The sequence below is a fragment of the Yersinia sp. Marseille-Q5920 genome (assembly GCF_946902935.1).
GTDB classification, from domain to species: Bacteria; Pseudomonadota; Gammaproteobacteria; order Enterobacterales; family Enterobacteriaceae; genus Yersinia; species Yersinia rochesterensis.
The window spans coordinates 1-20,198 of sequence record NZ_CAMPQA010000016.1 but is presented as its reverse complement, the minus strand read 5'-3'; the positions used below and the strand labels follow the sequence as shown (position 1 = coordinate 20,198).

Here is a 20,198-nt window from a genome sequence, read left to right as displayed (position 1 = left end):
CTTTATTGCGAATAGTTGTTATTCAAAATTGAACAGTTATCAGTTGGTCACAATTTTAGCCATAAAAAAGGGCACAGCGCACTGTGCCCTTTATACCCATGACAATTAGTGGCGGCGGTAGCTCTTCTGCGCACTATTCACTTTCACCAGATAGCGGCGAGATTCACCGGATGGGTGTTTGGTGGTTAGCGTTTGGAATACATCGCCCGGAGCCATACTATTAATAATATTAACCGCTTGGTTTTTGTCGCTAGAGAATACCCGTAACACACTGCCGGCACCGCCATTATAGGAGGTAATAACTGCATAACGCCGCGAGGTGGCATTTTGAATACCGCCCAAATAGGTATTTTGCAGAATAGATAGATAGGCTGTGCCAGCATCAATATTGTTAGCAGGATCAAATAGATAACTGCGGCTCGGCTGACCACTTTTGCCTTTCAGTTTGTAGACGTCCCGCCCGGCAGTATGCTGAACAACCTGCATCAGGCCAAGTGCATCAGAGCCACTAACCGCATATGGGTTAAAGCTTGATTCAGTTTGCATAATAGCCAGAATTAATGACTCTTCTACGCCATATTTCTCAGCCGATTGCCGCACCAGTGGCAAATATTTATGCGCACGTTTATCCAGATGGTTCGGCACTAATTGCAAGGTTACCGACCAGATAACATGCAAACCAGAGGTACGCTTTTGCATTTTGTTTTGCAGTAAATAATCAGCAAAATGTGCAGCTCGCCATTCCCAACGAATAGGCTCGCCGTTGTTATCTAGTACCTGCCCATAGAGGAAAGGTTCTTTGCTGATCTGGATGTCATTAGCATCAGAATAGAGGTCGATCGAGCCAGGATCATCGCCCATTAATAACGTGGTAATAATCGCCTGACGTAAGTGAGCCGCCGGATCAGTCGTGGCAATAGTTTCAACTGTAATGGTACCAGCATCAAAGTTGATATGGCTGCGGGTTTGATATTGATCTGTATACTTAACGTAATCTTTTGGGCCCGCGATTAAGACTTCTTTTAATCCCCAAATATTTTCGATGTTATGGGCAAACTGGCCCATTAAAATTTCAAAACCGTTGGTGTCTTTGACAAAGGCTTCGTTTTCTGCCTGATTTTTATTGCCTGAACAAGACACTAACAATGGTGCAATAACCAACAAAGCTAAAATTTTCTTCATCTTACAAGCCATATCTTGATGAGGAATGTCCCCGTTAGGGAATAAATAACAGCGGGGCCAGCATAGGCCCCGTAATAGGTTACTGACTCGGCGGAGTATAACCTTCAATATGAACATCCTGCCCTTCGAACAGGAAATTGACCATTTCTTGTTCCAGCAATTTTCGGTCTTCTACATTCATCATGCTGAGCTTTTTCTCATTAATCAGCATGGTTTGTTTAGTTATCCATTGTGACCAAGCTTCTTTTGAGATTTCGTTATAGATACGTTTGCCGATTTCGCCTGGATACAGCTGAAAATCTTGCCCCTCAGCATCCTTTTTTAAAAACGTGCAAAAAATCGTTCTGCTCATGCTAAATCCTCTTTGATGACGATCGTCAAATACAGCTATTGGGGTAGACGGCGGTGCTGCCCATTATTGTTTTACTAACTTTTCTTTTGCTAATTCTTCTTTTGCTAACTGAAGTAATAAGCGCTCAACAGGGGCGGCCAATCCTACCGACGGCGGCTGTGCTAAGTTATACCAGAGACCCGCTCCATCATCCATGCATCCATGCCCTGATGCAGTATTCAGCCACATAGGGACAATATCCAGATGGAAGTGACTGAAGGTGTGACGAAAAGCAGTTAACTGCTGTAATTCGCTGGCGACCATGCCACGTTGTTGTAACCAACTATCCAGACTCTCTTGTTCCGCAAATTGTGGGAAACAAAACAATCCGCCCCATAATCCCACGGGAGGCCGCTGTTCGAGCCACACCTGAGAGCCGTTTTGCAGCAACAGAAAATAGGCTGTTTTTTCCGGTATTGTTTGTTTGGGTTTTTTACCCGGATAGCGCGCCCAGCTATGGTTGGCATAAGCGAGACACCCCATATTCAGTGGGCAAAGTTCGCATTTGGGTTTAGAACGGGTGCAAACAATTGCGCCTAAATCCATCATGGCCTGATTAAACTGACCCACTCCCTTGGCGGGGGTGACATCTTCACTGATTTGCCACAGTCGCCCTTCGACCTCTTTTTTACCCGGCCATCCCTCAACGGCATAGCAACGAGCTAGAACTCGCTTCACATTACCGTCCAAAATTGGGAAATGTTGCCCCAAAGAGAGTGATAAAATAGCACCCGCAGTGGAGCGGCCAATGCCGGGCAGTGCGAGTATGTCATCAAAAGTCGTGGGGAATTCGCCCTGATGGCGTTCAACAACAGTTTGGGCGGCTTTATGCAGGTTTCTGGCGCGGGCGTAATAACCCAACCCAGTCCACAAATGCAAAACTTCGTCCAGCGGAGCTGCCGCCAAAGCACGGATATCAGGGAAGCGCAGTATAAAACGTTGGAAATAAGGAATGACGGTCGCAACCTGCGTTTGTTGCAACATCACTTCTGATAGCCAGACTTGATAAGGTGTTTTATCCAATTGCCATGGCAATGTTTTGCGGCCAAAGCTTTGGTACCACTCAAGTACCACGTGCGCGAATTGTTGCGCTTGCATCATAAGCAGGTATCGATATCCGGCAGAGAAATAAATTAGGGTTGGATTGCAGCATAGACTCCCCAGACTGTAAACCCCCTTCATTCTTGACGCCACAGCGGCGTTAGCGGCATTCACTCACCCGAATCACTTACTTGATGTAAGCTCATCGGGATTTGTTCACTTGCTGCCTGGCTGTAACACCAATAACTTTGGGGGAAATGCTTTCGTTCTTGCGCCACCGCGGCGTTAGCGGCATTCAATTAGCCAGTTTGGGCATTAATCTATTATTTACAGCTTAATTTTGTACTTATGACCGCCAGAGTTGATAAACTGGCGTATCTTTGCATAATGCGCGTTCGTATACGCAACCAACAGACAGAAAGCACCATGATAAATGACGTCATATCTCCGGAATTTGATGAAAACGGTCGCGCTATGCGCCGTATTCGTAGTTTTGTCCGCCGTCAGGGGCGCCTGACCAAAGGCCAACAACTGGCGCTTGATAACTACTGGCCGGTGATGGGCGTAGAATATCAGCCAACCCCTGTTGATTTAACAGCCTTATTTGGCCGTGAAGCGCCCGTGGTATTGGAAATTGGCTTTGGTATGGGAACCTCGCTGGTCACTATGGCGGCCAGTAATCCGCAGCAGAATTTCCTGGGGATAGAAGTACACTCTCCGGGCGTGGGTGCTTGCTTGGGCTCAGCTCATGACGCGGGTCTGAGTAACTTGCGGGTTATGTGCCATGATGCGGTCGAAGTGCTGGAAAATATGATCCCGGATGCTTCATTGGATATGGTTCAGTTGTTTTTCCCTGATCCATGGCACAAAGCACGCCATAATAAACGTCGTATCGTGCAGGCACCTTTTGTCGAATTGGTAAAAAGTAAATTAAAAGTGGGCGGCGTGTTCCATATGGCGACCGACTGGCAGCATTATGCGGAACATATGCTGGAGGTTATGTCAGGTGCAAACGGGTACCACAACCTGTCAGAGCAGAATGATTATGTGCCTCGTCCGGACTCGCGTCCGCTGACAAAATTTGAATTACGTGGCCAGCGCCTGGGACATGGCGTTTGGGATCTGATGTTTGAGAGGAAAGAATAATGGCTAATAATCGTAGTCGTCGTTTACGCAAAAAAATGCATATCGATGAGTTTCAAGAATTAGGTTTTTCTGTAAAGTGGACCTTCCCAGAAGGGACCAGTGTTGATGTTATTGACGAAACTGTCGATGCTTTCATTGATGAAGTTATTGAAGCAAACGGCCTGGCATTTGATGGCAGCGGCTATTTGCAGTGGGAAGGCCTGATTTGCCTGCAAGAAATTGGTCATTGCACGGATGAACACCGTGCGTTAGTGACTAAATGGCTGGAAGCGCGCAAATTGAAAGATGTAGAAACCAGTGAACTGTTTGATATCTGGTGGGATTGATCTTCCGTTTTAACGGTAGATAATCAATAAGGGCGCCTAAGCAGGCGCCTTTGTTTTTATCAGGCGTAGTTAGCGGAAACGGTTACCGGAGATTGATTGGGAGCATCATTGTGGCAGCAGCTTTAGGGGTGATAACAGGTTTAGATAATGCCTTGTTGGCGGATATCTTGCAGCAGGTACGCCCGCTGATTGGTCAGGGGAAAGTGGCGGATTATATCCCCGCCTTGGCTGAAGTCTCGGCTGACAACTTGGGTATCGCGGTCTGTACGTTGGATGGCACAATATTTCAGGCCGGGGATGCCGATGAGCGCTTCTCTATTCAATCGATTTCAAAAGTATTAAGTCTGACTCTGGCATTATCGCGTTACGGGGAACAGGAAGTATGGCAGCGGGTTGGCAAAGAACCCTCAGGTCAGCCATTTAACTCATTGGTGCAGTTAGAGTTAGAAAAAGGTAAACCGCGTAACCCATTTATTAATCCAGGGGCGCTGGTAGTCTGCGATATGTTGCAAAGCCGCCTTAGCGCACCGAAACAACGAATGTTGGAAGTGGTGCGCCAGCTAGTGAATGACGATAGCATTAGCTACGATACTCGCGTCGCGCGATCAGAATTTGAAAACTCCGATCGGAATGCGGCCATCGCCTATTTGATGAAGTCTTTCGGTAATTTCAACAATGATGTACTGACGGTGCTTCAGACCTATTTTCACTATTGCGCCATGCGCATGAGTTGTGTCGAACTGGCCCGCTGCTTTGTCTATCTGGCAAATCAGGGGCGCAGTACTAGTGGGCAAGACCCGCTGATTACACCGATGCAGGCGCGACAGATTAATGCTCTGATGATTACCAGTGGTATGTATGATGGAGCCGGTGAATTTGCCTTCCGCGTGGGTATGCCGGGTAAGTCCGGTGTTGGCGGTGGGATTATTGCCATTGTACCCGATGAGTTGTGTATTGCGGTTTGGTCACCCGAATTAGACCACGCAGGGAACTCTCTGGCCGGAACCGCTGCCTTAGAGCTACTGGCACAGCGGATTGGCCGCTCCATTTTTTAGGACAGCTCCCCTTCATGTCTAAAGTAAATTCTGGCAGGGTGGGGATTAGCACGTTATAAATAGCCATAGAAATACCGGATGGCACAGTTTCTCAGGAGTCTTATGTTAGTTAAAATGAAAGCATTACGAACGGCGGGGCTAGCGGTATTGATGCTGACGGCCTGGCAGGCACAAGCTGATTATCAGTGCAGTGTAAAGCCGCAGGATGATGTGATTATCAGCCCGCAATCTGTGCAGGTGGTGGGAGCTAGCGGTAATTTACAGATTTCGCCTGACGGTGATGTTACCCGTAATGGCAAGACATTAACTGTGACCGATGCACAACGCCAACAGGCTTTCCGCTATCAAACGGCATTGCGCAAAGATTTGCCGTGGATAGAAAATGGCGCGCAGCAACACCTGGAAAAAGCACGGGTTTCTCTGGATAAAGTGATTGTTCAGCAATTGGGAACCAGCAGCAATGTGCGTAACCGGCTGACAACCTTGAGTGACCAGCTTAAGCAACAAATGAGCCGAATTATTGAGAAGCGCAGCGACGGTTTAGCTTTCCACCATAAAGCTATTGATCAAGTCGAAAAAGATGGCCGCCAGTTGGTACAACAAAGCATGGGCGGTGTGTTGCAAGATAGCCTGAATGAGATGGGCGTTAAGCAGGCGACCAGCAGCAGTGGCGGTAATAATCCATTGCAGGCCATTATGGGCAATCTGGGTGGTTTACAGCAGGCTATCCAAAACGAATGGAATAATCAGGAGCAGGATTTCCAACAGTTTGGGCACGAGGTGTGTGGGCGTGTGACGACATTGGAGCAGCAGCGTAAGGACTTACTCAAAGCATTAAACTAATATACCCGTCATACTTCAAGCTGCATGTGCGTTGGCTGCTTTCGCTCACCCGAATCACTTACCTAAGTAAGTTCATCGGGATTTGCTCAATTGCCGTCTTCCTGCAACTCGAATTATTTTGGGTATATACTCGCCGTCTTTCTAGGCGCAGGATTGTTGGCCGCTATCACTTACCCAAGTCATTGAGTTATCTCAACTCCTTGGGTTCATTCTATTGCCGCCTACCTGCAACTCGAAATCTATTGGGTATAACGTGATTCTGGTTTGGCAGGTTCAGACTGGGAATGCCGTCTGAACCTGTTTTTCTCACTTATTTTTATAAAATCTCAATTAGCTTTACAAAAACAGTTCTAACAGCGAGTTAAGGAATAACTTTCCTTTCTCGGTGATCTGCCAGTATTCCTCTGTTTCGATTAAATATTCTTTCGCTAATGCTTCATCCAACTGCGGGCGAATGATGCTTTCAGCTAACCCGGTAAAATGGGTGAAATCTGCGCGCGGTGCAGCCTCTAGCAAACGGAAGCGGTTCATAAAGAACTCAAAAGGCCGGTCAGCGGCTTCGACTTCATATTGCTTATCCAGATATTTGCCCTGCATAAAGCCACGGGGATGCTTGGTTTTTATAGTGCGTAAGATCCGCCCATCACTAAAAGTGATTTTGCCGTGAGCACCACAGCCAATCCCCAGATAATCGCCAAAACGCCAATAGTTGAGATTATGCTGACATTGATAGCCCGGTTTGGCATAGGCCGAGGTTTCATATTGCTGATACCCGGCGGCACTCAATAACTGATGGCCTTGCTGGAAAATATCCCATAGCGCATCGTCATCTGGCAGTGTCGGAGGGCGCGAACTGAAGCCGGTGTTTGGCTCAATGGTCAACTGATACCAAGACAGGTGTGGTGGATTTAAAGCAATGGCCTGGCGCAAATCATCCAGTGCTTCTTCCAGTGACTGATCCGGCAAACCGTGCATTAAGTCCAGATTAAAACTGCGCAGCTCCAGTGAGGTTGCTAGTTCTGCGGCCCGTTTTGCCTCATCCGGCCCGTGTATCCGCCCCAACCGCGTTAATTTCTCGGCACTGAAACTTTGCACCCCAATGGAGATACGATTGATCCCCGCGCGTTGATAGCCGCTGAAACGCTCTGCTTCAACGGCACCGGGGTTGGCTTCCATGGTGATTTCAGCATCAATGGCGAGTGGCAATCTGGCACGAACGCCATCGAGCAACTGCTGCATAGCCTCGGCACTGAGCAAGCTTGGTGTGCCGCCACCAATAAAAATGGTGCTAATCTCGCGGCCGCTGACCAGAGGTACATCTGCATCAAGGTCCGCTAGCAAGTGCTCCACATATTCCTGATGGGGGACATCGCCTTTCAGTGCATGAGAATTAAAGTCACAGTAAGGGCATTTCTGCACACACCAGGGAATGTGAATGTAGAGACTGAGCGGGGGTAATTTAAGCATTGCGCAAGGCATCCAGCATCAGTTTCAGTGCTTGACCACGATGGGAAACAGCGTGTTTTTCTTCGCGCGTCAATTCCGCTGCGGTTTTACCCAGTTCTGGGACATAGAAAATGGGGTCATAACCAAATCCAGCAGCACCAGCAGGTTGGTGAGCAATCACACCCGGCCATTGACCATGGAATACCAATGGCGTTGGATCTTCCGCATGGCGCATATAAACCAGCACACAATGGAATTGAGCGCCGCGCTGTTCATCAGAAATATCTTTCAATGCGATCAACAGCTTCTCAAGGTTTTCTTGATCACTGGCCTCAGTGCCGGCATAGCGTGCGGAGTAAATCCCCGGCGCGCCACCTAAAGCATCAACAGCTAAGCCGGAGTCATCTGCGATAGCCGGTAAACCGGTGACTTGTGCAGCATGGCGTGCTTTTAATATGGCGTTTTCAATGAAAGTTAAGCCGGTCTCTTCGGCAGATTCGACACCCAGTTCGGTTTGCGCGATGACATCCAAACCAAAGTCGGCCAGCAAGTTTGCCAACTCACGCACTTTACCGGGGTTACCGGTGGCTAATACTATTTTTTGCATGGAAGAGTCCTGAATTTCATTCAATCGCCCAATTCTAGCGGGAAGTATTTATCATTCGAGCAGTGTCGCTACTTCGGGCGGGATCTGTTGCGGGGCAACTATTTTGATCTGTTTATGCCGCCCCAACTCGCCCTTTTCGATAATCACCTGGCTTTTCGCTACCCGGAACTGTTTAGCGATAAACTTGACCAAATGAGCATTAGCTTGACCATCAACGGGTGGCGCGGTAATGGCGACTTTAAGTTCGTCGCCATGTAAACCGACTATCTGATCACGACTGGCTTTCGGCTGAATATATAGCCTGAGAGCCAGCCCGTCCAGCAACTGGGTGACTACACTCACAGTATGAACCAAAGCTCACCTAGCAGATCCGTACCTAAATAGTTGAACAGGTACAGAATAAGAATCACCACCATCGCTGAGAAATCGATACCGCCCATGGCGGGTAAAATGCGGCGAATCGGTGCCATTAAAGGTTCAGTTAACTGATAAAGCAGGTAATCCATTGGGCTACGGCCCTGGCTGACCCAGCTCATCAGCGCCCGAATAATCATCACCCAAAAAATGAGATAACCGACTGCTTTAACTAACGAAATAACACCAAACAGCAAGTTGTACGGGCTGAGTGACATTGAACCGCTCTGGATCAACACCAATAGTGGATACTTGATGGTCATCAACAGGAACGCCAGCAGCAACGATGCACTGTCGATTGGCCCCAAAGACGGGATAATCCGACGCAACGGGCCAACAATCGGCTGGGTGATTTTCACCACAAATTGTGAAAACGGGTTATAAAAATCGCTGTGAACCCACTGCATCCAGATACGCAACAGCAGTACCATCACATACAGGTCAATGACCGTTTTTGCCAGAAAAGTCAGCGTTAGCATGAGTTGCCTTAATCCTTTATTCAATATGGTATGCAGGTAAATAGACCGTCTATTTACCTACTTTATAGGCCCCTATCTTAACGGGAAAGCATTAGGGCCAGTGTCGGGTTTTGTAAATTTTGCCGTGGTTAGAACAGCTTTTCCATTTCTTTTGCTCGCACAATGGCGGCTTGCATGGCATTGGAGACAATTTCTGGCAAATGCTGTTCGTTAAATACTCGAATTGCCTCAGCGGTCGTGCCCCCTTTCGACGTTACCTGTTCACGCAGTGTTGAAAGCGGTAATTGCGGGTTGGCCTCCACTAATGCTGTCGCCCCGGACGCCGCTTGCTGTACCAGCATACGGGCAGTTTCACTATCAAAACCTAATTTTTCAGCTTCTTGCTGCATTGCTTCCATAAATAAGAAGAAATAAGCGGGCGCACTGCCTGCGGCAGCAATAATGCTGTTGATGCCATTTTCATCATTCACCCAACAAACTTTACCCACTGAACTCATCAGTGAAGCCGTGAAATCACGGTCATCCTGCGAGACTTGCTCCGGTGCATAAAGGCCGCTCATCCCTTTCCCCACCAGCGATGGTGTGTTGGGCATAATTCGCACCAGATTGAGATTCTCGCCCAGTAGCGCATAAAAACGGGCCACCTGCACACCCGCAGCAATAGACAGCACCAGCTTGCCGGTGAAATTGATACTTTCCTGCAACGGCTGACATACTGCCGCCATTAATTGGGGCTTAACGGCTAAAACTACCACCTCGGCTTTTTTCGCTTCGGCAATGTTGTCGTCACTACTGATAACACCAAATTCAGCGGCCAAAGCATCTCGGTTTTTAGCGGAAGGCGCACAAACGCTGATCATTTTAGCGGGGTAACCACCGGCCACTAAACCCGCGATAATTGCCCGCGCCATATTGCCCGCGCCAATGAATGTAATGTTGCGATGTTTCATTAAATCAATTCTCCTCATCCACTGCGTATTTGAAGCCACAGCGGTGTTAGCATCTCTCACTCACCCGAATCACTTACTTGTGTAAGCTCATCGGGATTCGCTCTTTTGCTGCCTTGCCGCGACTCCAACTACTTTGGGGATCCCCTTTGTATTTGAAGCCGCCGGGGGTTAAGCGCGGGAGCCAAAAATGGCGGTACCAATGCGCACTAAAGTACTGCCCGCGGCAATAGCGGCAGCCATATCATCCGTCATCCCCATGGAAAGCGTATCCATCTGAGGGTGGCTGGTTTTTAAAGTCAAGAACGCCTGATTCATTTGCTCAAATACCGCCAGTTGCCGCTGATAATCAGTTTCAGGGGCCGGAATAGCCATTAGCCCGCGTAAATGTAGGTTAGGGAGTTCATTGATACTGGCCGCTAAAGCAGGTAATTCCGCCAGTGCTATACCTGATTTACTCTGCTCATCACTGATATTGACCTGAATCAGGACGTTCAGCGCTGGCATGTCGGGCGGGCGTTGAGCACTTAAGCGCTGTGCAAGCTTGAGCCTATCCACGGCATGGCACCAGGCAAAATTTTCTGCCACTAATCTGCTTTTATTTGATTGCAGCGGGCCGATAAAGTGCCATTCAAGATTTGCTGTGGGGGCGTTATCTGCAAAATAGTGGATTTTATCCACCCCTTCCTGCACATAGTTTTCACCAAAGGCATATTGCCCTGCGGCGATGGCCTCTTCGATAGCGCTCACAGGCTTGGTTTTACTGACTGCAAGTAATGTCACTTCTTCTGGAGAGCGCCCGCAATTGCGTGCAGCGGTTGTGATTTGCGCTCTGACATCCTGTAGATTCTGCTCAATTGTGCTCATATGGACCCAGGAGTTTGATATGGATTTCACCCGTCTGGATAATAAAAACACAGACTTGGATAACCCCGTATTTAGTGGTGTTTTCACTGAATACATTGATTTAGAAAACCCTGAACATGCCGATGGTGACTTCAATGAACAGGATTTTGCCGATAAGGTGGCGGCTAGTGTAAATCATAATGCATCCGATCTGCACCTTTGTACCGGCGATCATCCGGTATTGCGTATTGATGGTGAATTGAAAACCTTCACTCATTGGCCACGCGTCAATGCCAATTGGCTGAGCGGCCTTAGCCGATATTTATTGAGCGAAGTGCAACAAAGGCAATTGCAGCAAAGTGGGCAAGTGGATTGTGCTTACACCACCAGTGCCGGGCAACGGTTGCGGGCGAATGTTTTCCAGCAACAGCAGGGGCGCTCGATAGCCTTTCGTGTCATTTCTGCAACTAGCCCATCACTGGATGAATTGGATGTTCCACCCATTATCAATCAACTCATTGAGCAAGAGAATGGATTAATTCTAATTACCGGCGCGACAGGCAGTGGCAAAACAACCACATTGAGCGCGATGATAAGTGCCATGAATCAAGAACAAGCGCGTCATATCATCACACTGGAAGATCCAATCGAATTTCTTCATAGCAGCAAAACATGTTTGATCCAGCAACGGGAATTGGGCCGTCATACTCATTCTTTCAGTAGCGCCTTAACTGGGGCATTGCGGCAAGATCCAGATATCATTTTGCTGGGTGAACTGCGGGATCAAGAGACAATTCGTTTAGCATTAACCGCTGCTGAAACCGGGCATTTGGTGTTAGCCACATTACATACCCGCACCGCGACCCAAGCAATTGATAGGCTGGTGGATGTTTTCCCCGCAGCAGAGAAAACGGCGATTCAGGCGCAATTGGCCGCCAGTTTACGTGCCGTTATTGCACAAAAATTGTGTCATAAAGTCGGCGGTGGGCGCATGGCTGTATTTGAAATTCTGACCCAAAACACGGCAGCCAGCCATTTAATTCGTGAAGGTAAAACCTACCAGCTTCCCTCAGTGATACAGACGGGTGGGCAATGGGGGATGCAAACTTTTGAACAAAGCATGGCGCAGCGGCAAAAACAGGGCATATTGGCCGAGCAGCATGTGAGTCAATTGAGATAGAGCCGCTAACACCGCTGCGGCTTCAATTAAAAAGAGGTTACCCAAAGTAATTGGTGTTGCAGCAAGGCAGCAAACGAAAGCATCCCGATGAGCTTACATTAGTAAGTGATTCGGGTAAGTGAGAGCCGCTAACACCGCTGCGGCTTCAATTAAAAAGAGGTTACCCAAAGTAATTGGTGTTGCAGCAAGGCAGCAAACGAAAGCATCCCGATGAGCTTACATTAGTAAGTGATTCGGGTAAGTGAGAGCCGCTAACACCGCTGCGGCTTCAATTAAAAAGGGTACTAGGCTGCGGGGATCTGCTGGGTAATACAATGAATATTACCGCCACCTAACAGGATCTCGCGGGCAGGGACGCCGACAATCGTATAGTCAGGGAATATCTGCTGCAATAGGTCATGCGCCAGCCCATCTGTGCGGCTGTCCAACAGTGGATAAATAATCTGTTGATTGCTGATTAGGAAGTTGACGTAAGACCCCGCTAACCGCTCACCAGCGGTACGTGGCACCGCATCACTGGACAGCACATCAAAAGTCTCGGCTTCAGTATTATACAGTGGGCCAGGTGCTGGTAGCTTCCAAATTTTCAGCTTACGGCCTTTGGCATCGACGGCATTGGATAAAACGTCAAAGGCAGCAACCGAACGCGCATATTGCGGGTCCTGTTGATCATCAGTCCAATGTAGGGCGACCTCGCCTGGACGGACAAAACAGCACATATTGTCGATATGACCATCAGTCTCATCGTTATAGACGCCGTCCTGTAACCAGATGAAATGCGTGACGCCAAGGTATTCATGCAACAACTGTTCAATCTGCGCCTGATTCAGATGCGGGTTGCGGTTTGGATTCAGCAAACATTCAGCGGTGGTCAGTAAAGTGCCTTCGCCATCAGTATGAATAGAGCCACCTTCCAGCACCAACGGTGCGCTGTAATGGGCATTATTCAAGAAGTCACTGACTTGGACGGCAATTTTCTCATCTTGCTGCCAATTGGCATACAAACCGCCATTAAGACCGCCCCAGGCGTTAAATTGCCAGTCAACAGCGCGGCGCTCACCGGCACCGTTAATCACCATGGTTGGGCCGGTATCGCGCATCCAGGCATCATCGCTGGCCATTTCTACCAAGGTGACACTGGCTGGCATGGTGGCTTTTGCCTGCGCCATAAACTCAGTTGGCACTCCCATAAACACCGGTGTAGTACGGCTGATAGCCTCCGCCACTTTGGCAAACGTCTGTTGAGCGGGAATGCCTTTGCCACGCCAGTTGTCCTGACGATACGGCCACAGCATCCAGACCGCATCTTGCGACGCCCATTCGGCGGGCATAAAAAAGCCATCTTGCTGCGGAGTACTCGGCAGTGCTTGTGATGCCGTATCGGGTAAAACAGGGTCTTTTACAGACATAAATTATCTCCGGGTCTTGCCATCAGAAGTGGCAAGTGCCTGATACATTTCCGGGCGGCGATCGCGGAACAAGCCCCATGAAGCGCGCTGAGCCGCGATTTCCTGCAAATCGAACTCATGCACCAAAATAGCTTCGTCGGTTTTATTCGCCTGAGCTACCAGCGCACCAGTTTGGTCAGCAATAAACGAGGAACCGTAGAAAGTCATTTCCAGACCATCGATATATTTGCTTTTTTCTGTACCAATGCGGTTAGAGGCAATCACGGGCACCAGATTCGCAGCGGCATGACCTTGCTGAACACGAGTCCAGTGCGGCTGGCTGTCAATATCAGGATAAGCTGGCTCAGAACCAATGGCTGTTGGGTAGAAAATGATTTCCGCGCCCAGCAATGCCAGGCTGCGGGCAGTTTCCGGGAACCACTGATCCCAACAGATACCTACACCGACTTTGGCGTAGCGGGTCTGCCAGACTTTAAAGCCGGTATCACCGGGGATAAAGAATTGTTTTTCTTGATACGCCGGCCCATTAGGGATGTGAGTTTTGCGATACACATCCAGCACTGAGCCGTCAGCATCAATCATGACCAGCGAGTTATAATATGCGTTGTTGGCTTTCTCAAAGAAACTCAGTGGCAATACCACTTCCAGCTCGGCCGCGAGCTTGGAAAAATGTTGGATAAGCGGGCTACTATCCAGCTCTTGGGCCAGTGCATAGTGTTCAGGGCTTTGGTCTATGCAGAAATAAGGAGCGGCAAACAGCTCCTGAATCAGGATGATTTGTGCGCCTTTGGCGTGCGCATCACGTACCAGTTTCTCGGCATTCTCAATGTTCTTAGGCAGGTCCCAGGAACAGGCCATTTGAGTCGCAGCAACAGTTACTTTTGTCATGAGAGAACCTCAATAAATGTAAAAAGCACCCGCGAGGGTGTGCAATATTTTGAGCCGCTGATTGGCATCCATCCAGTATACAATTGTGCGAGGATGGGTGCCACGCTATACCAGATTTGTCGGGGCAGGCAGCGGGAATGGATAGTGGAAAACAGCAGGGGATGCAGAATTTGGCTTATGATAAAATGTCAAAAAGCGTATTCAGCCTGCTTGCTCATCAAACCAACTTTCCAGAATGATCACCGCGGAGGCGGCGTCGACACTGCCTTTGTCCAGTGCGCGATAACCGCCACTGTCAAATAAATTGGCTCGCGCCTCGACGGTACTAAGGCGTTCATCCTGCAAGGCAATTTGGACACCAAAACGGCCATGTAGGCGGTTGGCAAACCGGCGCGCGCGCGCCGAGAGTGGTTGTTCGGTGCCATCCATATTCAGTGGCAGCCCGACGACAACTAAATCAGGTTGCCACTCTTTCAGCAGTTTTTCGACTTTTTGCCAGTCCGGTGTACCGTCCTGAGCTTTAAAGGATGTCAGTGCTCTGGCGGTGCCAGTGACTTCCTGACCAATAGCAACGCCGATACTTTTAGTACCAAAATCAAAGGCTAAAATTGTGCGATTAGCCATCAGGCGTGTCCTGCTTGCGGGGCAATATTAAAGATATTGATACCCAGTTTATTGGCCGCGGCTTGCCAGCGCTCAGAGATCGGGGTGTTAAACAGAATATTACTGTCCGCCTCAATGGTCAGCCAGGCGTTATCCAGCAGTTCTTGTTCCAGCTGCCCCTGTTGCCAGCCCGCATAACCCAGTGCTACCAGCAGATTTTTAGGTTGTTCCGGTGTTCCAAATGTCGCCAGCACATCTTTAGAGGTGGTTATCATGGTATCTGGTGAGATAGGAATACTGGAGCCGAAACCTTCCTGTGGCGAATGCAAGATAAAACCGCGATCTTCCGCCAGTGGACCACCCGCCAATACTGGTTTATCCAGTCGAATGGATGAGTCGCGTGGGGTTGGGTTGATCTTCAATTTTTTCAGCACAGTTTCTACTGTGAACTGTTCAATCGGCTTATTAATGACTAAGCCCATCGCACCCTCTTTATTATGTTCACAGATATAGATAACTGAGCGCATAAACTGCGGGTCCTGAAGTGACGGCATAGCGATAAGAAAATGATGCTGTAAATTCATTATGTTATATAGGGGGTTCGCTGAGTTAAGGGGAAAACTCTGCCAGTATGCGGATAAATGGGGATAAAGTCACGGATCCCCTTTGTCCTTGAAGCCGCAGGGTTGTTGGCTGCGCTCACACACCCGAATCACTTACTTGAGTAAGCTCATCGGGATTTGTTCTCTTGCCGCCTACCTGCAACTCCAATGACTGTGGGGATATTTTTGTCCTTGAAGCCGCAGGGTTGTTGGCTGCGGCTTCAAGTTTTTTGGAGCGAGCGCCGGTTTATTTATTAGCCAGACGCACTTCGATTGCATCCATCAGCATGCCAGTAATCGAAACATCTGGGAAAGCGGCTTCAATTTCGCGAATGCAGGTCGGGCTGGTGACGTTAATTTCAGTTAGGCGGTCGCCGATGATATCTAACCCGACAAAAATCAAGCCTTTTTTCTTCAGCGTCGGTGCTACAGCACGGGCAATTGCCCAATCACTTTCACTCAGTGGGCGGGCTTCGCCACGGCCACCGGCCGCCAGATTACCGCGAGTTTCACCTTGTGCTGGGATACGCGCCAGGCAGTAAGGCACCGGTTCGCCGTCCACGACTAACACCCGCTTATCACCATCTTTAATGGCGGGCAGGAAGTTTTGCGCCATACAGAATCTGCTACCCAGTTCGGTCAAAGTTTCAATGATAACCGACAGGTTCGGGTCATCTTGTTTCACGCGGAATATTGAAGTGCCGCCCATCCCATCCAAGGGTTTCAAAATGATATCGCCGTGTTCCTGATGGAACTTGCGGATATGCTCTTTGCTGCGGCTAACCAGTGTATCGGGGGTCAAATCCGGGAACCACGCGGTAAACAGCTTTTCGTTACAGTCGCGTAAACTCTGCGGTTTATTTACCACCAGAGTGCCTTTATCTTCCGCACGTTCCAAAATATAGGTGGCGTAGATGAATTCAGTATCAAACGGCGGGTCTTTACGCATCAGAATGACATCAAGGTCATGCAGCGGTAAGTCTTGCTCAGCACCAAAACTGAACCAGTCATCTTTATCCTGTTTCACACTTAGCAGGCGGGTGCGCGCGCGGCCATCACCACCACGCAGATAAAGGTCGCCCATTTCCATGTAATGCAGTTCCCAACCACGGCGCTGTGCTTCCAACAGCATGGCGAAGCTGGAGTCTTTCTTGATATTAATGGACGAGATTGGGTCCATGACGATGCCGAGCTTGATCATTCTTCTCTCCTAATGGGAACTCATTTTATCCCAGGTCGCCAAACCGCACCTGTAAAGCAGTGATAGCGGTAAGGGCGGTAGTTTCGGTACGCAGCACTCGCGGCCCTAGCAGGATATCAGTAAATCCAAGGCGCGAGGTCATGGCAATTTCATCGGCAGAAAGGCCGCCTTCCGGGCCAATCAATAAACGCACTTTGTTGAGTGACGAGGGGAGGGTATTAATGCTGTTGCTAGCTCGCGGGTGCAGATTGAGTTTTAAACTGTCATCTTGTTCCGCGCACCAGTCGGTGAGCTGCATTGCCTCACGGATTTCTGGGATTTTATTGCGCCCGCATTGCTCGCAAGCCGCAATAGCAATTTTCTGCCACTGCTGAATTTTCTTCGCCAGACGTTCGCCATCCAGCTTAACGCCGCAGCGCTCGGAAAACAGCGGAGTAATCACGTCGACACCCAGTTCAATCGATTTCTGGACAGTAAATTCCATCTTTTCCCCACGGGAAATGACCTGCCCCAAATGCAGATTTAAGGGGGATTCGCGGTCTTCCAACTGCCCTTCGGCTAACCGGACAACCAGGTTTTTTTTATCCGCGCGGATAATTTCAGCTGCAAAAACCTGATTACTGCCATCAAATAATTGCAGACTTTGGCCTTCAGTCATCCGTAGCACGCGGCCAACATGATTGGCGGCTTCATCACTGAGCGCCAATTCGGTATTTGCCTGCAAAGGTTGCGGGTGATAAATGCGAGGTATGCGCATGAGTTGTTTGAGTCCTGAAACGAAAACTTTGACCAGTATACTAGATTAGCCTTTTTGCTGCTGGCAAGCCTGTTGTACATAAGGGTTATGATTCCCTTGTGCTTTTGCCACCCGCTCGTCACGCAGACATTCCCAGTTTGTCACCGGATATTGGCGATTCCACACCTCGAACAGCTTGCTTTGCTGACTGGAAAGCCGCAGTTGATAGTGGTCGCGCATATAAAAGTAAGTCCGCGCAATGGCACCGCGCGCGCGTACAGGGGGTTCAGCCTGCTTATTTTTGAAGTCGACTTTCATGTCACACTGGCCATATTGACCTTTGCCGCCATTCCATTGGGAATACATGAAGTTGTTGCGGTCGCCATTCACCTCGCCAATAGCGGGTTGCAGGTTATGCAAATCAGTTTCTATCTGGCGATAGACTGGATCTTTAGCGCAATTTTTGCGCCCGCCTTGCTGCCAGCACTGGCGTTGGTGGCCAAATTGCCAAGCTGGGACGACATGCTCCCATTCAATCCGTGCTGCGCGCTGGGCATTTTTCCGCGGTTGATAGCCGCAACTCTTCAGGTCTGGAACCCCTTTTTTGCCTTGCCAGTCAATTTTGCAGCCACAATAAAAACTGCCGGGCGCATCCTGGTTAATTTTTGCCGCAACCGCTTTGGCCTGAGAAAAGTTATTGATACTTTGGCTGTAGCCGGGGAGCGCAAGCAGTGGGGAGGATAAAACCAACAGGAATAGAAGTTTGCGAAACATATCTCAAAACAGCCTAATGATAAAAACAGGCAGATTATAGAGAATAGCTATATATGGCAAGTTAACTTGCTGTTTTATAACAATTAACGTTAATTGCTAACAGCTTTTTTCGCAATAAATTGCAGTTTTTCACCACACTCTCGGCAGCGGTATTCGCTCTCACCGCGCTGTACTTTATTGTGGCGGCGAATGGTTAAAGCATGTTGTTGGCATTTGCACTGATAATTAAAAGTCTGACTGCGCACCGAGGTCACTTCAAACTGATGAGTGCGACTAGCCGGGACTTGCAACACATGCTCCATCATCCAGCGCCATTCTTTACCATGGGGAGCCATCCGACCAAATTGGCGATAAACCAGTAAATGCGCCAGTTCGTGAGGTACCACTTCATCAATAAAAACCTGTTGATTTTCCAACAATAATACTGGATTTAAACGGATTTCGAAGGATTGTAGATAGGCGCTGCCCGCGCTAGTACCGCGTTGATGATAATTGATTTTAGGCTCCGGATAGTCGGTGCCAAGATGCTGATTCGCCAGCTGTAATTTATGGCGCAAACAGCGCATAACCGCTTGCTGTAGCGCGATGGGGATTCTTAATGAACTCATATTGCGGAAGAATAAAACGGCAGATAGTCAGATGCAAGCGGGTCAATAGGACTATTTTTAGTCGATCATTATGTAAAAACATATAATATAAAAATATATAATGATTCCAAAGTGCCAGAGATACATATGAATAACTATAAAACGATCAGTATGGATCTGATGAGGTACGCGGCAGGGCAAGCCTGTGACGTGCTGCGAATACTGGCGAATGAGGATCGGCTGCTATTGCTGTGCCAACTGAGTCAGGGGGAAAAGGCGGTCGGCGAACTGGAACAGGCCTTAGGTATTCACCAACCGACACTCTCACAACAGCTCGGTGTATTACGCAGTGATGGGTTGGTCAACACTCGCCGAGAGGGGAAGCGCATATTTTATTCAATCGCTGATAATAAGATATTGGCGCTGCTTGAGCTGCTGTATCAGCTTTATTGCCCACAAGATAAGGAGGGCGCATGACGATAGATTGGGCTAATTTCACCCCCTACAGCGCACTGGCGGGTGGGGCGCTATTAGGTATTGCCGTAATAATCCTATGGCTTTGCAATGGCCGCATTGCCGGTATTAGCGGCATTTTAGGCGGATTATTGCCGCCAAAAGCGGGGGATATTTCCTGGCGCGTTGCTTTCACCCTCGGCTTGATTGCTGCTCCGGTGATTTATTCTCTTTTTGCTGCTCTGCCGGTGATTCAGATTGATGCGGGCTTGCCGGTTCTGATCGTGGCCGGATTATTGGTCGGGATTGGCACTCGCTATGGTGCAGGTTGCACCAGCGGGCATGGTGTCTGCGGATTAGCGCGTTTTTCACCGCGTTCATTGCTGGCGACACTGAGTTTCATGTTTGCGGGTTTTGTCACTGTATGGCTTGTTCGCCATCTATTCGCTTAGTCGATAGGAAGGGAATATGAATTTACTTTTCTCATTGCTTGCCGGGGTGGTTTTTGGCCTGGGGCTGATAGTTGCAGGTATGGCGAATCCAGCTAAGGTGCTGGGTTTTCTGGACATTGCTGGCTCATGGGATCCTTCGCTAGCACTGGTGATGGCCGCCGCAGTCGCTATCGCGACATTAGGTTTTGGTTGGGCTAAAAAACGTAAAACTAGTTTGCTGGGACAACCTTTCCAATTGCCAACATCTACGCGAATTGATCGCCGTTTAATCGGCGGTAGTGTGTTATTTGGTATTGGCTGGGGGCTGGCGGGGATATGCCCTGGGCCAGCTTTAGTTTTATTGGGGGCGGGCATATACAAAGGTGTTATTTTTGCCGCCGCGATGGTGGCAGGAATGGCGATATTTAGCTTGATTGAGCGTTACCGACAATCATAAAAATAAAGTATAAAAAAACCCCGCTTGGCGCTGGTGAATCCCCAGAAAAAAGGACAGGCATAGAGAAAATATGATCTACTGATTGTGCAACCAATTCAGCGAGATCAACTCTATGCCTGCCCGTAAAGTATGCCAGAACTTTTTCCGGGGCGCT

26 protein-coding genes are annotated in these 20,198 nt (G+C 48.9%); 8 read left to right on the top strand and 18 right to left on the bottom strand.

Annotated elements, in window-relative coordinates:
* Positions 1-105: 105 nt before the first annotated feature.
* The 3 genes from mltC to mutY form a co-directional block, all read right to left on the bottom strand.
* Positions 106-1,182 carry a membrane-bound lytic murein transglycosylase MltC gene (mltC, locus tag OVO64_RS18420; RefSeq protein ID WP_038630978.1) on the bottom strand — a complete coding sequence of 359 codons (1,077 nt, stop codon included), beginning with the start codon at positions 1,180-1,182 and terminating at the stop codon, positions 106-108.
* Positions 1,183-1,261: 79 nt separating this feature from the next.
* A complete protein-coding gene (locus OVO64_RS18415) occupies positions 1,262-1,534 on the bottom strand; it encodes an oxidative damage protection protein (protein WP_004391023.1) in 273 nt (90 codons plus the stop codon).
* Between the two features lie 63 nt (positions 1,535-1,597).
* Positions 1,598-2,674 (bottom strand): A/G-specific adenine glycosylase, encoded by a 1,077-nt coding sequence (gene mutY / locus OVO64_RS18410; protein ID WP_038630980.1) that lies wholly within the window; start codon positions 2,672-2,674, stop codon positions 1,598-1,600.
* 366 nt (positions 2,675-3,040) lie between these two features.
* Here mutY and trmB point away from each other — a divergent pair, with 366 nt between their 5' ends.
* The 4 genes from trmB to OVO64_RS18390 all read left to right on the top strand — a co-directional run bounded on the left by trmB (position 3,041) and on the right by OVO64_RS18390 (position 5,984).
* A complete protein-coding gene (trmB, locus tag OVO64_RS18405; RefSeq protein WP_032820017.1) occupies positions 3,041-3,760 on the top strand; it encodes a tRNA (guanosine(46)-N7)-methyltransferase TrmB in 720 nt (239 codons plus the stop codon).
* Positions 3,760-4,086 carry a YggL family protein gene (locus OVO64_RS18400; protein WP_038630982.1) on the top strand — a complete coding sequence of 109 codons (327 nt, stop codon included), beginning with the start codon at positions 3,760-3,762 and terminating at the stop codon, positions 4,084-4,086. The genes trmB and OVO64_RS18400 overlap by 1 nt, the downstream gene beginning before the upstream one ends.
* Before the next feature lie 128 nt (positions 4,087-4,214).
* Positions 4,215-5,141, top strand: coding sequence for a glutaminase B (glsB, locus tag OVO64_RS18395; RefSeq protein WP_038639332.1), 927 nt, complete (start codon positions 4,215-4,217; stop codon positions 5,139-5,141).
* 102 nt (positions 5,142-5,243) lie between these two features.
* On the top strand, positions 5,244-5,984 hold the full coding sequence (locus OVO64_RS18390) for a DUF2884 domain-containing protein (protein WP_038630984.1): 741 nt from the start codon (positions 5,244-5,246) through the stop codon (positions 5,982-5,984).
* Positions 5,985-6,320: 336 nt separating this feature from the next.
* Here OVO64_RS18390 and hemW read toward each other — a convergent pair whose 3' ends face one another.
* The 6 genes from hemW to OVO64_RS18360 form a co-directional block, all read right to left on the bottom strand.
* On the bottom strand, positions 6,321-7,451 hold the full coding sequence (gene hemW / locus OVO64_RS18385) for a radical SAM family heme chaperone HemW (RefSeq protein ID WP_050292360.1): 1,131 nt from the start codon (positions 7,449-7,451) through the stop codon (positions 6,321-6,323).
* Entirely contained in the window at positions 7,444-8,037 is a 594-nt protein-coding gene (locus OVO64_RS18380) for an XTP/dITP diphosphatase (protein WP_038630988.1), read from the bottom strand. The genes hemW and OVO64_RS18380 overlap by 8 nt, the downstream gene beginning before the upstream one ends.
* A gap of 51 nt (positions 8,038-8,088) precedes the next feature.
* A complete protein-coding gene (gene yggU / locus OVO64_RS18375; protein ID WP_267248933.1) occupies positions 8,089-8,379 on the bottom strand; it encodes a DUF167 family protein YggU in 291 nt (96 codons plus the stop codon).
* Complete coding sequence (locus tag OVO64_RS18370) at positions 8,376-8,930, bottom strand: YggT family protein (protein ID WP_004391013.1); 555 nt, start codon at positions 8,928-8,930, stop codon at positions 8,376-8,378. Before OVO64_RS18370 ends, yggU begins: the two co-directional genes overlap by 4 nt.
* 128 nt (positions 8,931-9,058) lie before the next feature.
* Positions 9,059-9,880 (bottom strand): pyrroline-5-carboxylate reductase, encoded by an 822-nt coding sequence (gene proC, locus OVO64_RS18365; protein WP_038630996.1) that lies wholly within the window; start codon positions 9,878-9,880, stop codon positions 9,059-9,061.
* Between the two features lie 168 nt (positions 9,881-10,048).
* Positions 10,049-10,744: a YggS family pyridoxal phosphate-dependent enzyme gene (locus OVO64_RS18360; RefSeq protein WP_038630998.1), complete on the bottom strand. Its 696-nt coding sequence runs from the start codon at positions 10,742-10,744 to the stop codon at positions 10,049-10,051.
* A 19-nt stretch (positions 10,745-10,763) separates the two neighbouring features.
* Between OVO64_RS18360 and OVO64_RS18355 the strand changes: the two genes are divergently transcribed.
* Complete coding sequence (locus tag OVO64_RS18355; protein WP_038631000.1) at positions 10,764-11,903, top strand: type IV pilus twitching motility protein PilT; 1,140 nt, start codon at positions 10,764-10,766, stop codon at positions 11,901-11,903.
* Positions 11,904-12,187: 284 nt separating this feature from the next.
* On the opposite strand, the gene aguA is transcribed toward OVO64_RS18355, so the two are convergent.
* The 8 genes from aguA to OVO64_RS18315 all read right to left on the bottom strand — a co-directional run bounded on the left by aguA (position 12,188) and on the right by OVO64_RS18315 (position 18,724).
* On the bottom strand, positions 12,188-13,312 hold the full coding sequence (aguA, locus tag OVO64_RS18350) for an agmatine deiminase (protein ID WP_267248932.1): 1,125 nt from the start codon (positions 13,310-13,312) through the stop codon (positions 12,188-12,190).
* Positions 13,313-13,315: 3 nt separating this feature from the next.
* The gene (gene aguB, locus OVO64_RS18345) at positions 13,316-14,200 is read right to left on the bottom strand and encodes an N-carbamoylputrescine amidase (RefSeq protein WP_004391008.1); all 885 of its coding nucleotides are present in this window, start codon (positions 14,198-14,200) and stop codon (positions 13,316-13,318) included.
* A 201-nt stretch (positions 14,201-14,401) separates the two neighbouring features.
* The gene (gene ruvX, locus OVO64_RS18340; protein WP_145585932.1) at positions 14,402-14,824 is read right to left on the bottom strand and encodes a Holliday junction resolvase RuvX; all 423 of its coding nucleotides are present in this window, start codon (positions 14,822-14,824) and stop codon (positions 14,402-14,404) included.
* Entirely contained in the window at positions 14,824-15,387 is a 564-nt protein-coding gene (locus OVO64_RS18335) for a YqgE/AlgH family protein (protein ID WP_267248931.1), read from the bottom strand. The genes ruvX and OVO64_RS18335 overlap by 1 nt, the downstream gene beginning before the upstream one ends.
* 265 nt (positions 15,388-15,652) lie before the next feature.
* A complete protein-coding gene (gene gshB, locus OVO64_RS18330; protein WP_267248930.1) occupies positions 15,653-16,606 on the bottom strand; it encodes a glutathione synthase in 954 nt (317 codons plus the stop codon).
* 25 nt (positions 16,607-16,631) lie between these two features.
* Positions 16,632-17,363, bottom strand: a complete 732-nt coding sequence (rsmE, locus tag OVO64_RS18325; RefSeq protein WP_038631009.1) for a 16S rRNA (uracil(1498)-N(3))-methyltransferase — start codon at positions 17,361-17,363, stop codon at positions 16,632-16,634.
* Positions 17,364-17,408: 45 nt separating this feature from the next.
* Entirely contained in the window at positions 17,409-18,116 is a 708-nt protein-coding gene (endA, locus tag OVO64_RS18320) for a deoxyribonuclease I (protein WP_038631010.1), read from the bottom strand.
* A gap of 89 nt (positions 18,117-18,205) precedes the next feature.
* A complete protein-coding gene (locus OVO64_RS18315; protein WP_267248929.1) occupies positions 18,206-18,724 on the bottom strand; it encodes a SprT family zinc-dependent metalloprotease in 519 nt (172 codons plus the stop codon).
* A gap of 126 nt (positions 18,725-18,850) precedes the next feature.
* Here OVO64_RS18315 and OVO64_RS18310 point away from each other — a divergent pair, with 126 nt between their 5' ends.
* Genes OVO64_RS18310 through OVO64_RS18300 form a run of 3 tightly spaced genes read left to right on the top strand, consistent with a single transcriptional unit; the run spans position 18,851 to position 20,044 of the window.
* Positions 18,851-19,180 carry an ArsR/SmtB family transcription factor gene (locus OVO64_RS18310; protein WP_162928753.1) on the top strand — a complete coding sequence of 110 codons (330 nt, stop codon included), beginning with the start codon at positions 18,851-18,853 and terminating at the stop codon, positions 19,178-19,180.
* On the top strand, positions 19,177-19,608 hold the full coding sequence (locus OVO64_RS18305; RefSeq protein ID WP_038631016.1) for a YeeE/YedE family protein: 432 nt from the start codon (positions 19,177-19,179) through the stop codon (positions 19,606-19,608). Before OVO64_RS18310 ends, OVO64_RS18305 begins: the two co-directional genes overlap by 4 nt.
* Positions 19,609-19,624: 16 nt before the next feature.
* Positions 19,625-20,044, top strand: a complete 420-nt coding sequence (locus OVO64_RS18300) for a DUF6691 family protein (protein ID WP_038631018.1) — start codon at positions 19,625-19,627, stop codon at positions 20,042-20,044.
* On the opposite strand, the gene OVO64_RS18295 is transcribed toward OVO64_RS18300, so the two are convergent.
* Positions 20,013-20,198, bottom strand: a 186-nt coding sequence (locus tag OVO64_RS18295) for a hypothetical protein (protein WP_267248928.1), incomplete at its 5' end; no start/stop codon positions are given. The genes OVO64_RS18300 and OVO64_RS18295 overlap by 32 nt on opposite strands.

What these genes read in the sequence shown, in the direction of transcription:
- mltC (WP_038630978.1), bottom strand. Translation starts at nt 1,182, where the DNA reads ATGAAGAAAATTTTAGCTTTGTTGGTTATTGCACCATTGTTAGTGTCT.
- OVO64_RS18415 (WP_004391023.1), bottom strand. Translation starts at nt 1,534, where the DNA reads ATGAGCAGAACGATTTTTTGCACGTTTTTAAAAAAGGATGCTGAGGGG.
- mutY (WP_038630980.1), bottom strand. Translation starts at nt 2,674, where the DNA reads ATGATGCAAGCGCAACAATTCGCGCACGTGGTACTTGAGTGGTACCAA.
- trmB (WP_032820017.1), top strand. Translation starts at nt 3,041, where the DNA reads ATGATAAATGACGTCATATCTCCGGAATTTGATGAAAACGGTCGCGCT.
- OVO64_RS18400 (WP_038630982.1), top strand. Translation starts at nt 3,760, where the DNA reads ATGGCTAATAATCGTAGTCGTCGTTTACGCAAAAAAATGCATATCGAT.
- OVO64_RS18390 (WP_038630984.1), top strand. Translation starts at nt 5,244, where the DNA reads ATGTTAGTTAAAATGAAAGCATTACGAACGGCGGGGCTAGCGGTATTG.
- hemW (WP_050292360.1), bottom strand. Translation starts at nt 7,451, where the DNA reads ATGCTTAAATTACCCCCGCTCAGTCTCTACATTCACATTCCCTGGTGT.
- OVO64_RS18380 (WP_038630988.1), bottom strand. Translation starts at nt 8,037, where the DNA reads ATGCAAAAAATAGTATTAGCCACCGGTAACCCCGGTAAAGTGCGTGAG.
- OVO64_RS18370 (WP_004391013.1), bottom strand. Translation starts at nt 8,930, where the DNA reads ATGCTAACGCTGACTTTTCTGGCAAAAACGGTCATTGACCTGTATGTG.
- proC (WP_038630996.1), bottom strand. Translation starts at nt 9,880, where the DNA reads ATGAAACATCGCAACATTACATTCATTGGCGCGGGCAATATGGCGCGG.
- OVO64_RS18360 (WP_038630998.1), bottom strand. Translation starts at nt 10,744, where the DNA reads ATGAGCACAATTGAGCAGAATCTACAGGATGTCAGAGCGCAAATCACA.
- OVO64_RS18355 (WP_038631000.1), top strand. Translation starts at nt 10,764, where the DNA reads ATGGATTTCACCCGTCTGGATAATAAAAACACAGACTTGGATAACCCC.
- aguA (WP_267248932.1), bottom strand. Translation starts at nt 13,312, where the DNA reads ATGTCTGTAAAAGACCCTGTTTTACCCGATACGGCATCACAAGCACTG.
- aguB (WP_004391008.1), bottom strand. Translation starts at nt 14,200, where the DNA reads ATGACAAAAGTAACTGTTGCTGCGACTCAAATGGCCTGTTCCTGGGAC.
- ruvX (WP_145585932.1), bottom strand. Translation starts at nt 14,824, where the DNA reads ATGGCTAATCGCACAATTTTAGCCTTTGATTTTGGTACTAAAAGTATC.
- OVO64_RS18335 (WP_267248931.1), bottom strand. Translation starts at nt 15,387, where the DNA reads ATGAATTTACAGCATCATTTTCTTATCGCTATGCCGTCACTTCAGGAC.
- gshB (WP_267248930.1), bottom strand. Translation starts at nt 16,606, where the DNA reads ATGATCAAGCTCGGCATCGTCATGGACCCAATCTCGTCCATTAATATC.
- rsmE (WP_038631009.1), bottom strand. Translation starts at nt 17,363, where the DNA reads ATGCGCATACCTCGCATTTATCACCCGCAACCTTTGCAGGCAAATACC.
- endA (WP_038631010.1), bottom strand. Translation starts at nt 18,116, where the DNA reads ATGTTTCGCAAACTTCTATTCCTGTTGGTTTTATCCTCCCCACTGCTT.
- OVO64_RS18315 (WP_267248929.1), bottom strand. Translation starts at nt 18,724, where the DNA reads ATGAGTTCATTAAGAATCCCCATCGCGCTACAGCAAGCGGTTATGCGC.
- OVO64_RS18310 (WP_162928753.1), top strand. Translation starts at nt 18,851, where the DNA reads ATGAATAACTATAAAACGATCAGTATGGATCTGATGAGGTACGCGGCA.
- OVO64_RS18305 (WP_038631016.1), top strand. Translation starts at nt 19,177, where the DNA reads ATGACGATAGATTGGGCTAATTTCACCCCCTACAGCGCACTGGCGGGT.
- OVO64_RS18300 (WP_038631018.1), top strand. Translation starts at nt 19,625, where the DNA reads ATGAATTTACTTTTCTCATTGCTTGCCGGGGTGGTTTTTGGCCTGGGG.